General features: G+C 65.1%; 9 protein-coding genes and 1 tRNA gene. All 10 read right to left on the reverse strand.

The genetic code is table 11. The features are described from left to right. Positions 1 to 12 precede the first annotated feature (12 nt). The gene (gene rpoC, locus MKP15_RS03365; RefSeq protein WP_161613295.1) at positions 13 to 4239 is read right to left on the reverse strand and encodes a DNA-directed RNA polymerase subunit beta'; all 4227 of its coding nucleotides are present in this window, start codon (positions 4237 to 4239) and stop codon (positions 13 to 15) included. A gap of 90 nt (positions 4240 to 4329) precedes the next feature. Continuing rightward, a complete protein-coding gene (rpoB, locus tag MKP15_RS03370; RefSeq protein ID WP_240211779.1) occupies positions 4330 to 8523 on the reverse strand; it encodes a DNA-directed RNA polymerase subunit beta in 4194 nt (1397 codons plus the stop codon). Positions 8524 to 8831: 308 nt separating this feature from the next. Then, on the reverse strand, positions 8832 to 9200 hold the full coding sequence (gene rplL / locus MKP15_RS03375; RefSeq protein WP_054663288.1) for a 50S ribosomal protein L7/L12: 369 nt from the start codon (positions 9198 to 9200) through the stop codon (positions 8832 to 8834). Between the two features lie 63 nt (positions 9201 to 9263). Further along, entirely contained in the window at positions 9264 to 9797 is a 534-nt protein-coding gene (rplJ, locus tag MKP15_RS03380; protein WP_240211780.1) for a 50S ribosomal protein L10, read from the reverse strand. A gap of 383 nt (positions 9798 to 10180) precedes the next feature. Further along, positions 10181 to 10879: a 50S ribosomal protein L1 gene (gene rplA, locus MKP15_RS03385; protein ID WP_054663283.1), complete on the reverse strand. Its 699-nt coding sequence runs from the start codon at positions 10877 to 10879 to the stop codon at positions 10181 to 10183. Positions 10880 to 10883: 4 nt separating this feature from the next. After that, positions 10884 to 11312 carry a 50S ribosomal protein L11 gene (rplK, locus tag MKP15_RS03390; protein WP_054663281.1) on the reverse strand — a complete coding sequence of 143 codons (429 nt, stop codon included), beginning with the start codon at positions 11310 to 11312 and terminating at the stop codon, positions 10884 to 10886. Positions 11313 to 11514: 202 nt separating this feature from the next. Further along, positions 11515 to 12075, reverse strand: a complete 561-nt coding sequence (nusG, locus tag MKP15_RS03395) for a transcription termination/antitermination protein NusG (RefSeq protein ID WP_056931950.1) — start codon at positions 12073 to 12075, stop codon at positions 11515 to 11517. Between the two features lie 10 nt (positions 12076 to 12085). Further along, positions 12086 to 12493, reverse strand: a complete 408-nt coding sequence (gene secE / locus MKP15_RS03400; RefSeq protein WP_104938130.1) for a preprotein translocase subunit SecE — start codon at positions 12491 to 12493, stop codon at positions 12086 to 12088. A 47-nt stretch (positions 12494 to 12540) separates the two neighbouring features. Continuing rightward, positions 12541 to 12616 (reverse strand) — tRNA-Trp (locus MKP15_RS03405). 107 nt (positions 12617 to 12723) lie between these two features. Beyond that, positions 12724 to 13914, reverse strand: a complete 1191-nt coding sequence (tuf, locus tag MKP15_RS03410; RefSeq protein WP_056931948.1) for an elongation factor Tu — start codon at positions 13912 to 13914, stop codon at positions 12724 to 12726.

The raw sequence follows: 13914 nt of genomic DNA on the forward strand, positions 1-13914 counted from the left end.
GCCGGACCTACCTCACTCCTCGCCGCCTGCAGCCTGTTCAGCTTCAGCCGACGCAACCTCCGACTCGACCGCCACTGCCGTACCGGCCAGGGTCTCGATCTCCGACTCGGTCAGGCCGGAGGCGCCGCGACGGCGCTTGGTGTGGTACGCAAGACCGGTACCCGCCGGAATCAGGCGGCCGACGATCACGTTTTCCTTCAGGCCGCGCAGGTTGTCCGCGGTGCCGCGCACGGCCGCCTCGGTCAGCACGCGGGTGGTCTCCTGGAACGACGCCGCCGAGATGAACGACTCGGTCGCCAGCGAGGCCTTGGTGATGCCCAGCAGCACTGGCTCGAAGCGGGCCGGCAGCTCGTTGCGGGTCACCAGCTTGGCATTTTCCTCGATCACGCGCTGGCGCTCGGCCTGCTCGCCATTGAGGAACTTGCTGCCGCCCTGGTCGACGATCTCGACCTTGCGCAGCATCTGGCGCGAGATCACTTCGATGTGCTTGTCGTTGATCTTCACGCCCTGCAGGCGGTAAACGTCCTGGATTTCCTTGACCAGGTAGCGCGCCAGCTCCTCCACGCCCTTCAGGCGCAGGATGTCCTGCGGGCTCGGCTCGCCGTCCACGATGGTTTCACCGCGGCTGACGTGCTCGCCTTCGAACACGATGATCTGGCGGTACTTCGGAATCAGCTCCTCGTGCTCGGAACCATCGGTGTCCTTGATGATCAGGCGCTGCTTGCCCTTGGTGTCCTTGCCGAAGCTGATGATGCCCGAACGCTCGGCCAGGATCGCCGGATCCTTCGGCTTGCGCGCCTCGAACAGGTCGGCCACGCGCGGCAGGCCACCGGTGATGTCGCGGGTCTTGGACGCTTCCTGCGGGATCTTGGCGACCACGTCGCCCACGCCCACCGGGGCGCCGTCCTGCAGGTTGACGATCGAGCGCGGCGGCAGCAGGTACTGCGCCGGCAGGTCGGTGCCCGGGATGGTCAGGTCGTTGCCCTTGGCATCGACGATGCGCACCAGCGGACGCAGGTCCTTGGCCTGCGAGCCACGGCGCTTGGGATCGGTGATCTCGCGCGAGGCCAGGCCGGTCAGCTCGTCGGTCTTCTCGATGACGGTGACGCCGTCGATGAAGTCGATGAAGCGGATGAAGCCGGCCACTTCCGACACGATCGGGTGGTTGTGCGGATCCCAGTTGGCCACGGTCTGGCCGGCCTTGATCTCGGCACCGTCCTTGACCGTGATGGTGGCACCGTACGGCAGCTTGTAGCGCTCGCGCTCGCGGCCGTGGGCGTCGAGCACCGACACTTCGCCCGAACGCGACACCGCCACCAGCGAACCGTTGGCGTGGTCGACGTGCTTGAGGTTGTTGAACTTCACCGAACCGGTGGTCTTGACGGTGATGTTGTCCACCGCCGCCGCACGCGATGCCGCGCCACCGATGTGGAACGTACGCATGGTCAGCTGGGTACCCGGCTCACCGATCGACTGCGCGGCGATGACGCCCACCGCTTCGCCGATGTTGACCAGGTGGCCACGGGCCAGGTCGCGGCCGTAGCAGCGCGAGCACACGCCGAACGAGCTTTCGCAGGTGATGGTCGAGCGCACCTTGATCGACTGCACGCCGGCGTCCTCGAGCTTCTGCACCCAGGCTTCGTCGAGCAGCGTGTTGCGGGTGACGATCGGATCCTCGTCGTTGCCCGGCAGGAACACGTCCTCGGCCACGACGCGGCCCAGCACGCGGTCCTTCAGCGGCTCGACCACGTCGCCGCCTTCCACGATCGGGGTCATGGTCAGGCCATCGACGGTGCCGCAGTCGACTTCGGTGATCACCACGTCCTGCGCCACGTCGACCAGGCGGCGGGTCAGGTAACCGGAGTTCGCGGTCTTCAGCGCGGTATCGGCCAGACCCTTACGGGCACCGTGGGTGGAGTTGAAGTACTCCTGCACGTTCAGGCCTTCGCGGAAGTTCGCCTTGATGGGCGTCTCGATGATCGAGCCATCCGGACGGGCCATCAGGCCACGCATGCCGGCCAGCTGGCGGATCTGCGCCTGGCTACCACGGGCGCCGGAGTCGGCCATGATGTACAGCGAGTTCATCGACTTCTGGTCGACCAGCTTGCCCTCGGCGTCCTCGACCTTTTCGGTACCGATGGTTTCCATCATCGCCTTGGCGATGCGCTCGTTGGTACGCGACCAGATGTCGACCACCTTGTTGTAGCGCTCGCCGGCGGTGACCAGGCCCGACTGGTACTGCTCCTGGATTTCCAGCACTTCCTGCTCGGCTTCGCCCAGGATGCCCTTCTTCTCGTCCGGGATCAGCATGTCGTCGATGCCGATCGACACGCCGGCGCGGGTCGCGTAGGCGTAGCCGGTGTACATCAGCTTGTCGGCGAACACCACGGTGTCCTTCAGGCCGAGCAGACGGTAGCTCTGGTTGATCAGGCGCGAGATGTTCTTCTTGGTCATCTCGGTGTTGCACAGCTCGAACGGCAGGCCCTCGGGCATGATCTCGCTCAGCAGCGCACGGCCGACGGTCGTGTCCTGGATCGAGGTCCTGCTGACCTTGTTGCCCTGTTCGTCGCGCTCGACCTGGGTGATGCGCACCTTGACCTTGGCGTGCAGCTCGACCACGCGGTTGTCGTAGGCGCGCTTCACTTCGTTGGTGTTGGCGAACACCATGCCCTCGCCCTTCTTGTTGATCAGGGCGCGGCTGAGGTAGTACAGGCCCAACACCACGTCCTGCGACGGCACGATGATCGGCTCGCCGTTGGCCGGCGACAGGATGTTGTTGGTGGACATCATCAGCGCACGCGCTTCCAGCTGGGCTTCCAGCGAAAGCGGCACGTGCACGGCCATCTGGTCACCGTCGAAGTCGGCGTTGAACGCGGTGCAGACCAGCGGGTGCAGCTGGATCGCCTTGCCTTCGATCAGCAGCGGCTCGAACGCCTGGATGCCGAGGCGGTGCAGGGTCGGCGCGCGGTTCAGCAGCACCGGATGCTCGCGGATGACTTCTTCCAGGATGTCCCAGACCTCGCCTTCCTCGCGCTCGACCAGCTTCTTGGCGGCCTTGATGGTGGTGGCCAGGCCGCGACGCTGCAGCTTGGCGAACACGAACGGCTTGAACAGCTCCAGCGCCATCTTCTTCGGCAGGCCGCACTGGTGCAGCTTCAGGTACGGACCGACGGTGATCACCGAACGGCCGGAGTAGTCCACGCGCTTGCCGAGCAGGTTCTGGCGGAAGCGACCCTGCTTGCCCTTGATCATGTCGGCCAGCGACTTGAGCGGGCGCTTGTTGGTGCCGGTGATGGCACGGCCGCGGCGGCCGTTGTCCAGCAGCGCGTCAACCGATTCCTGCAGCATGCGCTTTTCGTTGCGCACGATGATGTCCGGCGCGTTGAGCTCCAGCAGGCGGCGCAGGCGGTTGTTGCGGTTGATGACGCGGCGGTACAGGTCGTTCAGGTCGGAGGTCGCGAAGCGGCCACCGTCCAGCGGCACCAGCGGGCGCAGGTCCGGCGGCAGCACCGGCAGCACGGTCATGACCATCCATTCCGGACGGTTGCCCGATTCCAGGAAGGCCTCGACCAGCTTGATGCGCTTGGTCAGGCGCTTGAGCTTGGTTTCCGAACCGGTGGAGGCGATCTCCTCCTTCAGCTTCACCATCTCGGCCTGCAGGTCGATGGTGCGCAGCAGCTCGTACACGGCCTCGGCGCCCATGGCGGCGTCGAAGTCGTCACCGTGCTCCTGGCGCGCCTGCAGGTACTGCTCTTCAGTCAGCAGCTGGCGGCGCTCCAGGGCGGTCAGGCCCGGCTCGGTCACCACGTACGCTTCGAAGTACAGCACGCGCTCGATGTCGCGCAGGGTCATGTCCAGCATCAGGCCGATGCGCGACGGCAGCGACTTGAGGAACCAGATGTGCGCGACCGGCGAAGCCAGGTCGATGTGGCCCATGCGCTCGCGGCGCACCTTGGCCAGGGTCACTTCGGTGCCGCACTTCTCGCACACGACGCCGCGGTGCTTCATGCGCTTGTACTTGCCGCACAGGCACTCGTAGTCCTTCACCGGGCCGAAGATGGCGGCGCAGAACAGGCCGTCGCGTTCCGGCTTGAAGGTGCGGTAATTGATGGTTTCCGGCTTCTTCACCTCGCCGAAGGACCAGGAGCGGATCAGGTCCGGCGAAGCCAGGCCGATCTTGATCGCGTCGAAGTCCAGCGTCTGGCGCTGCTGGTTGAAGAGATTGAGCAGGTCTTTCATGGTGTTCTCCGAAAGGAGGAATGCTGTGTCGATGGGCTGTCAGGGCGCTGCCGGCGGCGCCGCCGCATCACTGCGGCGGCGCCTGCTCGATCAGTTGTCTTCCAGTTCCATGTTGATGGCCAGGGAGCGGATTTCCTTCACCAGCACGTTGAAGGACTCCGGCATGCCCGCGACCATCTCGTGCTCGCCGTCGACGATGTTCTTGTACATCTGGTTGCGGCCCTGCACGTCGTCGGACTTCACCGTCAGCATTTCCTGCAGGGTGTAGGCCGCGCCGTAGGCTTCCAGCGCCCAGACTTCCATCTCACCGAAGCGCTGGCCGCCGAACTGCGCCTTGCCGCCCAGCGGCTGCTGGGTGACGAGCGAGTACGGACCGGTCGAACGGGCGTGCATCTTGTCGTCGACCAGGTGGTTCAGCTTCAGGTAGTGCATGTAGCCGACGGTGGTCTTGCGGTCGAACGCCTCGCCGGTGCGGCCGTCGTACAGCTGCATCTGCGTCTTGCTGGCGTTGAAGCCCAGCTGCTCGGTGTCCTTGTCGCCATCCGGGTATGCCAGGTTCAGCATCTCGCGGATCTCGTCCTCGTGCGCGCCGTCGAACACCGGGGTCGCCATCGGCACGCCGTCGGTCAGGTTCCTGGCCAGCGCCACCAGCTCCTCGTCGCTGAACTGCGACAGGTCGACGCGATCACCGGACAGCTTGCTGTCGTGGTTGTAGATCTTGCCGAGGAACTCGCGCAGCTCGCTCACCGCGCGCTGCTGCTCCAGCATCTTCTGGATGCGCTTGCCCAGGCCCTTGGCGGCCCAGCCCAGGTGCACTTCGAGGATCTGGCCGATGTTCATGCGCGACGGCACGCCCAGCGGGTTCAGGCAGATGTCCACCGAGGTACCGTCGGCCATGTACGGCATGTCCTCGACCGGCACCACGTTGGAGACCACACCCTTGTTGCCGTGGCGGCCTGCCATCTTGTCGCCCGGCTGGATGCGGCGCTTCACCGCCAGGAACACCTTGACCATCTTCAGCACGCCCGGGGCCAGATCGTCGCCCTGGGTGATCTTGCCGCGCTTGTCGGCGAAGCGGCGCTCGAACTCCTTCTCGTGCGCCTGGATCTGCTTCTGGGCGCGCTCGATGGCTTCCGAAGCGTCCTCGTCCTTCATGCGCAGGGTGAACCAGTCGGCCTTCTTCAGGCCGTCCAGGAAGGCGTCGGTGATGGTGTCGCCCTTCTTCAGGCCGGCACCGCCATTGGCCACCTTGCCCACGATCTGCGAACGCAGGCGCGCGTAGATCGCCGCTTCCAGGATGCGGAACTGGTCGTCGAAGTCCTTCTTGACGCGCTTGATCTCGTTCTCTTCGATCTGGCGCGCGCGCTTGTCCTTCTCGATGCCGTCGCGGGTGAAGACCTGCACGTCGATGACGGTGCCGTCCATGCCCGGCGGCACGCGCAGCGAGCTGTCCTTAACGTCGGACGCCTTCTCGCCGAAGATCGCGCGCAGCAGCTTCTCTTCCGGGGTCAGCTGGCTCTCGCCCTTCGGCGTGACCTTGCCCACCAGGATGTCGCCGGCGCGGACTTCCGCACCGATGTACACCACGCCGCTCTCGTCCAGGCGGTTCAGCGCCTGCTCGGAGACGTTCGGGATGTCGGCCGAGATTTCCTCCGGCCCCAGCTTGGTGTCGCGCGCGACGCAGGTCAGCTCCTCGATGTGGATCGTGGTGTAGCGATCCTCTTCCACCACGCGCTCGGAGAGCAGGATGGAGTCTTCGAAGTTGTAGCCGTTCCACGGCATGAACGCGATCAGCATGTTCTGGCCCAGGGCCAGTTCGCCGATGTCGGTCGACGGACCGTCGGCCAGCACGTCGCCGCGGGCGATGACGTCACCCACCTTCACCAGCGGACGCTGGTTGATGCAGGTGTTCTGGTTGGAGCGGGTGTACTTGATCAGGTTGTAGATATCGACGCCGGCGTCGGTGGCGTCGGTGATCTCGTTCTCGTTGACCTTGACCACGATGCGGCCGGCGTCGATCTGCACGATCTCGCCACCGCGACGGGCATTCACGGTCACGCCCGAGTCACGCGCCACGGCGCGCTCGATGCCGGTGCCGACCAGCGGCTTCTGCGCACGCAGGGTCGGAACGGCCTGGCGCTGCATGTTCGCGCCCATCAGTGCGCGGTTGGCGTCATCGTGCTCCAGGAACGGCACCAGCGCCGCGGCGACCGACACGGTCTGCATCGGCGAGACGTCCATGAAATGCACTTCCGCCGGCGGCTTCAGCAGCGACTCGCCCTGGTAACGGCACGGCACGAACTGCTCGGTGAGCATGTTCTTGGCATCGGTCAGGGCGTTGGCCTGGGCGATGACGTACTCGTTCTCCTCGATCGCCGACAGGTACTCGACGTCGTCGGTGACCTTGCCGTCCACGACCTTGCGGTACGGGGTCTCGAGGAAGCCGTACTGGTTGGTGCGGGCGAACACCGCCAGCGAGTTGATCAGGCCGATGTTCGGGCCTTCCGGGGTTTCGATGGTGCAGACGCGGCCGTAATGGGTCGGGTGCACGTCGCGCACTTCGAAGCCGGCGCGCTCGCGGGTCAGGCCGCCCGGGCCCAGTGCCGAGACGCGGCGCTTGTGGGTCACTTCCGACAGCGGGTTGTTCTGGTCCATGAACTGCGACAGCTGCGAGGAACCGAAGAATTCCTTGATGGCCGCGGCGACCGGCTTGGCGTTGATCAGCTCCTGCGGGGTCAGGCCTTCGGACTCGGCCATCGACAGGCGCTCCTTGACCGCGCGTTCGACGCGGACCAGGCCCACGCGGAACACGTTCTCGGCCATTTCGCCGACCGAACGCACGCGGCGGTTGCCCAGGTGGTCGATGTCGTCCACCACGCCACGGCCGTTGCGGATCTCGGTCAGGACCTTGATCACGTCGAGGATGTCCGAGCCGTCGCCGTGCGCGGAAACCAGGCGCTTGGACTCTTCGTCGTTGCGCTCGCCGAAGTACTTGCTGTCGTACAGCACGGCTTCGCCGGTGACTTCCTTGCGGCCGACGCGGCGGTTGAACTTCATGCGGCCGACCGTGGACAGGTCGTAGCGCTCGAAGGTGAAGAACAGGTTGTGGAACAGGTTCTGCGCGGCGTCCTTGGTCGGCGGCTCGCCCGGGCGCATCATGCGGTAGATCTCGACCAGGGCCTCGAGCTGGGTCTTGGTCGGGTCGATGCGCAGGGTGTTGGACAGGTACGGACCGCGGTCCAGGTCGTTCACCCACAGGGTGCCGACCGCGTCCACGCCGGCCTTGCGGAAGTTCTGCAGCTGCTCTTCGGTGATCTCGTCGTTGGCCTGGGCCAGCAGCTCGCCGGTGTTGGCGTCGACCACGTCGTGCGACAGGATGCGGCCGACCAGGTAGTCGTCCGGCACGGCCAGCGCGGCGATGCCCGAGGCCTGCAGCTGCTTGACGTGGCGCGCGGTGATGCGCTTGCCGGCTTCCACGATGACCTTGTCGCCATCGGCCAGGTCGAAGCCCAGGGTTTCACCGCGCAGGCGCTCGGCCACCAGCTCCAGCTGCACACCCTCGCCTTCCGGCAGGATGTGGAAGGTGTTGATGTCGAAGAACTCGTTGAGCATTTCTTCGTTGTTGTAGCCGAGCGCGCGCAGCAGGATCGACACCGGCAGCTTGCGGCGGCGGTCGATGCGGGTGAACAGCGCGTCCTTCGGGTCGAACTCGAAGTCCAGCCAGGAACCGCGGTAGGGAATGATGCGGGCGCTGTACAGCAGCTTGCCCGAGCTGTGGGTCTTGCCGCGGTCGTGGTCGAAGAACACGCCCGGCGAACGGTGCAGCTGCGACACGATGACGCGCTCGGTACCGTTGACGATGAAGGTGCCGTTGTCGGTCATCAGCGGGATTTCGCCGAGGTAGACCTCCTGCTCCTTCACGTACTTGATCGCCTTGGTGGACGATTCCTTGTCGTAGATGACCAGGCGCACGGTCACGCGCAGCGGCGCGCCGTAGCTCATGCCGCGCTGGCGGCACTCGCGCTCGTCGAACACCGGCTCGCCCAGCTTGTAGCCCACGTACTCCAGGGCGGCATTGCCGCTGTAGCTGGAGATCGGGAACACCGACTTCAGCGCGGCGTGCAGGCCGTGGTCGGAGCGCTTGGCCGGGTCAACGTTCTCCTGCAGGAACTCGCGGTACGAGTCGACCTGGATGGCGAGCAGGAACGGCACCTCGAGGATCGAGCGCTGCTTGCCGAAATCCTTGCGGATGCGCTTTTTTTCGGTGTACGAATAGGACGTCATGGGATCTTCCACCTTGTTGTGCGGGCCGTGCGTCCACGACCCGGAAGGGAACTTTTAAATTGTCAGTTGGAAGTCGCTGGTATTGCCGGCACCAGCACGCCTTCTCCCGCTACTTCCAACTGCCAACTCGTCTGCCTGCCGCCCTGCCCGCCGCGCGATGCGCGGGCCGGCCGGGGTTGGAACGCAGCCCGTGTTGGGCTTTTCACCGCACCGGGCATGCCCGGCTCTACAACGACCAAAGGCCGGGGGCTTTAGGCCCCCAGCCCTGGCTGCATCGCCGTGATTCGATGGCGACGCAAGGGAACTGCTTACTTCAGCTCGACGGTGGCGCCGGCGGCTTCCAGTTCCTTCTTGAACTTCTCGGCGTCTTCCTTCGAAGCGCCTTCCTTCACGACGCCACCGGCCTCGGCCAGATCCTTCGCTTCCTTCAGGCCCAGGCCGGTGATGGCGCGCACGGCCTTGATCACTTCGACCTTCTTGGCGCCGGCATCCTTCAGGATGACGTTGAACTCGGTCTGCTCTTCCACGGCAGCGGCCGGGCCGGCAGCGGCGACGGCCATGACCGGGGCAGCGGCGGAAACGCCGAACTTGTCTTCGATGGCCTTGACCAGCTCCATCACTTCCATCAGGGACTTCTCGGCGATGGCGTCGACGATCTGTTCGTTGGTAAGGGACATTTTGATTACCTTTGGAAAATATTCTGGGTTGAGGTTCTATTCAGAACCACGGAAACGTCGAACTCAGGCGGTTTCAGCGGCCGGCTCGGCAGCTTCGACAGCCGCACCACCGTTCTGCTTCTCACCAACAGCCTTGACGGCGCGCGCGAACATGGTGACCGGCTCGGTCAGGACGCGGGCCAGCATGGCCAGGGCCTGATCACGGGTCGGCAGCGATGCCAGCACATCGACGTGGCTCGGCGGGTAGACTTCGCCACCCACGGCCACGATCTTCGCCTGCAGCTTGTCGTTGCCCTTGGCGGCATCCTTGATCAGGCGACCGGCGGCGCCGGGCTCCTCGAGCGAAAACGCATACAGCAGCGGACCGACCATCTGGTCCTTAGCGACTGCGAAATCGGTGCCTTCGACGGCGCGCGCGGCCAGCGTGTTCTTGACAACCTTCAAGAAAACGCCGGTTTCGCGGGCCTGCTTGCGCATCGCGGTCATCTGGGCGACCGTGGTGCCAGCGTATTCGGCTGCGATCAAGGAGTGGGCCTTGGCGGCGACGTCTGCCAGTTCGGCGACTACTTCTTGCTTCTGGGACAGATTGAGAGCCATTGCACTCCTCCAATTGAACTCCGCTTACGGCTCCTGCCGTGTGCGGTCCTGTGCGGCATCCATCCTAGACGCCGGGAGCATCGGGGTGACGCTCCGGTGGTGGCCATTCCAGACCTGGAGTGTGCCGGCCCGGGGAATCCCAGACCTGCGTGAACCAGAAAAACTCCAGAAGGGCGGCACCATCTACGCAGGGTGATTCCGGGGAATCGATTAAGCGATCCCGCTATGCCGGCGGCGACTCCTTGCCAGATCGAGCGTCCGTGCCCGTCGCCGGTATGCGCTGACCGCGCCTGCGGTCTTTGACGGCTACCGGGCCGGAAAAACCGGCTCGGCGCCTTCAAAATGACGGACACGGCACAGGGTGCCGCATCCGCTTGAAACAATTACTTCAGGGTCAGCGACGACTGGTCGACGGTGACGCCCGGGCCCATCGTCGAGCTGACCGAAACCTTCTGCAGGTAGGTGCCCTTCGAGGTGGCCGGCTTGGCCTTGATCAGGTCCAGCAGCAGCGCCTGCAGGTTCGACTGCAGCGCGGCGTTGTCGAAGCTGGCCTTGCCGATGGTGCAGTGGATGATGCCGGCCTTGTCGGTGCGGTAACGGACCTGGCCCGACTTGGCGTTCTTCACGGCTTCGCCCGGGTTCGGGGAAACGGTGCCGACCTTCGGGTTCGGCATCAGGCCGCGCGGGCCCAGCACGGTGCCCAGCTTGCCGACGACGCGCATGGCGTCCGGGGTCGCGATGACCACGTCGTAGTTCAGGTCGCCGGCCTGCATCTTCTCGGCCAGGTCGTCCATGCCGACGGCTTCGGCGCCCGCGGCCAGGGCTTCGTCAGCCTTGGCGCCGGCCGGGGCGAACACCGCCACGCGCACCGACTTGCCGGTACCGGCCGGCAGCACGGTCGAACCGCGCACCTGCTGGTCGGACTTCTTCGCGTCCACGCCCAGGCGCACGGCGACGTCGATCGACTCGACGAACTTGGCCTTGGTGGCGGTCTTCAGGATGTTGATCGCGTCCTCGAAGGCGTAGCTCTTGCCCGGGACGACGGCGGCCTTGATGGCCTTCTCACGCTTGGTCTGTGCCATCTGATTAACCCTCCACCACCAGGCCCATGGAACGGGCCGAGCCCGCGATCGTACGCACGGCGGCGTCCAGGTCGGCAGCCGTCAGGTCCGGCTCCTTCGCCTTGCAGATTTCTTCAAGCTGCTTGCGGGTGACCTTGCCCACCTTGTCGGTGTTCGGGCGCTTGGAGCCGGAGGTGATGCCCGCCGCCTTCTTGAGCAGCACGGTGGCCGGGGTGCTCTTGGTGATGAAGGTGAAGGTACGGTCCGAGTAGGCCGTGATGATCACCGGCACCGGGATACCCGGCTCCAGCTTCTGCGTGGCGGCATTGAACGCCTTGCAGAACTCCATGATGTTCAGGCCGCGCTGACCCAGCGCAGGACCGACCGGCGGCGAGGGGTTGGCCTGACCGGCCTTCACCTGCAGCTTGATGTAACCGACAACTTTCTTTGCCATTTGAGTGCTCTCCGGGTGCTAGCGCCTTGCGACAACAGGCTCCCCATCGGACCGGGAATCACGCGTCCCGGCATCGCGTTTTGAAATCTTGGAATCGCGGCAAAGGCCACCTCGCGGCGGCCTTTGGTCTCAGCTCCCTTTCAGGGAGCCGGCAATTCTAGCAGTTTTTACGCCGCCAACCTGAACAGGCTGGCGGCAAGGTTCAGACCGCCTTTTCGACCTGGCCGAACTCGAGCTCGACCGGGGTGGCGCGACCAAAGATCAGCACCGACACGCGCAGGCGGCTCTTCTCGTAGTTGACTTCCTCGACCACGCCATTGAAGTCGTTGAACGGGCCGTCGATGACACGGACCATCTGGCCCGGTTCGAACAGCACCTTCGGGCGCGGCTTCTCGACGCCTTCCTGGACGCGATCCAGGATGGCAGCGGCTTCGTCGTCACGGATCGGCAGCGGGCGGTCGGCGGTGCCGCCAATGAAGCCCAGCACCTTCGGGGTTTCCTTGACCAGGTGCCAGCTTTCGTTGTCGATGCGCGGAATGCCGGCTTCCTCGTGGGTCTCGATCTGGACCAGCACGTAACCCGGGAAGAACTTGCGCTCGGAACGGCGCTTCTGGCCGGAGCGCATTTCCACCACTTCCTCGGTCGGAACCAGGACGTCGCCGAAACGCTCCTCCATGCCCTCGCGGGCGATGCGGTCACGCAGGGCCTGGGCAACCGACTTCTCGAAGCCCGAATAGGCGTGGACGACGTACCAACGTTTCACTGTTATCTCCTCAACGCCCCAGGAACCACTGGGTCAGCTTCTGGATCACGAAGTCGAAGCCACCCAGCAGCAGGCTCAGCACGATCACGACCACGATCACCACCCAGGTCATGCGGATGGCTTCCTGGCGGGTCGGCCATACGACCTTGCGCAGCTCGAACCGGGACTCGGAAAGGAACTCGCGGACCTGGTGGCCCTTGGCGGTGAGCATGAACAACGCGCCGCCGGCGACCAGGCCGACGACCACGGCCAGCGCACGCAGCTGACCCGACCAGGCACCGAGCTGCACCGCGCGCGCCGGAGTGGAGAACCAGAACCAGACGAACAAGCCCGCCAGCACCAGCAGGGCGGCGCCAACGTACTTGACCATATCGCCACCGGAGGCGGCGCTCTTGGAATGCTCGATCTTGCTGTTCATCCGACTCTTGCTGCGGGCGCGACCAAGGTCACTGGATAGGTGGCAAGTGGCACGCCAGGAGGGACTCGAACCCCCAACCTGCGGTTTTGGAGACCGCTGCTCTGCCAATTGAGCTACTGGCGTATGACTTGGCTTGTTTCACGTCCCTTAGACGGCGAAGGCGGACCGAGGTTCCCGGCCCGCCATTCGCGTACCAGCGGCAGACTCAACTACCGCCGGGTACTGCAGGCTTACTTGGTGATCTTGGCGACGACGCCGGCACCGACGGTGCGGCCGCCTTCGCGGATGGCGAAGCGCAGGCCTTCGTCCATCGCCACCGGGTTGATCAGCGTGACCGACATCTTCACGTTGTCGCCCGGCATCACCATCTCGACGCCCTCCGGCAGCTGCACAGCGCCGGTGATGTCGGTGGTACGGAAGTAGAACTGCGGACGGTAGCCCTTGAAGAACGGGGTGTGACGGCCACCTTCGTCCTTGGACAGCACGTACACCTCGGCTTCGAACTCGGTGTGCGGGGTGATCGAACCCGGCTTGGCCAGCACCTGGCCGCGCTCCACGTCGTCACGCTTGGTGCCGCGCAGCAGCAGGCCCGCGTTGTCGCCCGCCTGGCCCTGGTCCAGCAGCTTGCGGAACATTTCCACGCCGGTGACGGTGGTCTTCTGGGTCGGACGGATGCCGACGATTTCGATTTCGTCACCCACCTTGATGATGCCGCGCTCGATACGGCCGGTCACCACGGTGCCGCGGCCCGAGATCGAGAACACGTCTTCCACCGGCATCAGGAACGGCTTGTCGATGTCGCGCTCCGGGGTCGGGATCCAGCTGTCCAGCGCATCGACCAGCTTCAGGATCGCCGGCACGCCGATGTCGCTCTGGTCGCCTTCCAGCGCCAGACGGGCCGAACCGTGCACGATCGGGGTGTCATCGCCCGGGAAGTCGTACTTGCTCAGCAGCTCGCGCACTTCCATCTCGACCAGCTCGAGCAGCTCGGCGTCGTCCACCATGTCGGCCTTGTTCAGGAACACGACGATGTACGGCACGCCGACCTGGCGCGACAGCAGGATGTGCTCGCGGGTCTGCGGCATCGGGCCGTCAGCGGCCGAGCACACCAGGATCGCGCCGTCCATCTGCGCCGCACCGGTGATCATGTTCTTCACGTAGTCGGCGTGGCCCGGGCAGTCCACGTGGGCGTAGTGGCGGGTCGCGGATTCATACTCGACGTGCGCGGTCGAGATCGTGATGCCACGCGCCTTCTCTTCCGGCGCGGCGTCGATCGAGGAGTAGTCCTTGAACTCGCCACCGAAACGCTCGGCACCGATCTTGGTCAGCGCGGCGGTCAGCGTGGTCTTGCCATGGTCGACGTGGCCGATGGTGCCGACGTTGACGTGCGGCTTGGTACGCTCGAACTTACCCTTGGACAT

This window comes from Stenotrophomonas sp. Y6, from assembly GCF_022436665.1.
Taxonomy (GTDB): Bacteria; Pseudomonadota; Gammaproteobacteria; order Xanthomonadales; family Xanthomonadaceae; genus Stenotrophomonas; species Stenotrophomonas acidaminiphila_A.

What these genes read in the sequence shown, in the direction of transcription:
- rpoC (WP_161613295.1), bottom strand. Translation starts at nt 4,239, where the DNA reads ATGAAAGACCTGCTCAATCTCTTCAACCAGCAGCGCCAGACGCTGGAC.
- rpoB (WP_240211779.1), bottom strand. Translation starts at nt 8,523, where the DNA reads ATGACGTCCTATTCGTACACCGAAAAAAAGCGCATCCGCAAGGATTTC.
- tuf (WP_056931948.1), bottom strand. Translation starts at nt 13,914, where the DNA reads ATGTCCAAGGGTAAGTTCGAGCGTACCAAGCCGCACGTCAACGTCGGC.
- rplL (WP_054663288.1), bottom strand. Translation starts at nt 9,200, where the DNA reads ATGTCCCTTACCAACGAACAGATCGTCGACGCCATCGCCGAGAAGTCC.
- rplK (WP_054663281.1), bottom strand. Translation starts at nt 11,312, where the DNA reads ATGGCAAAGAAAGTTGTCGGTTACATCAAGCTGCAGGTGAAGGCCGGT.
- rplJ (WP_240211780.1), bottom strand. Translation starts at nt 9,797, where the DNA reads ATGGCTCTCAATCTGTCCCAGAAGCAAGAAGTAGTCGCCGAACTGGCA.
- rplA (WP_054663283.1), bottom strand. Translation starts at nt 10,879, where the DNA reads ATGGCACAGACCAAGCGTGAGAAGGCCATCAAGGCCGCCGTCGTCCCG.
- secE (WP_104938130.1), bottom strand. Translation starts at nt 12,493, where the DNA reads ATGAACAGCAAGATCGAGCATTCCAAGAGCGCCGCCTCCGGTGGCGAT.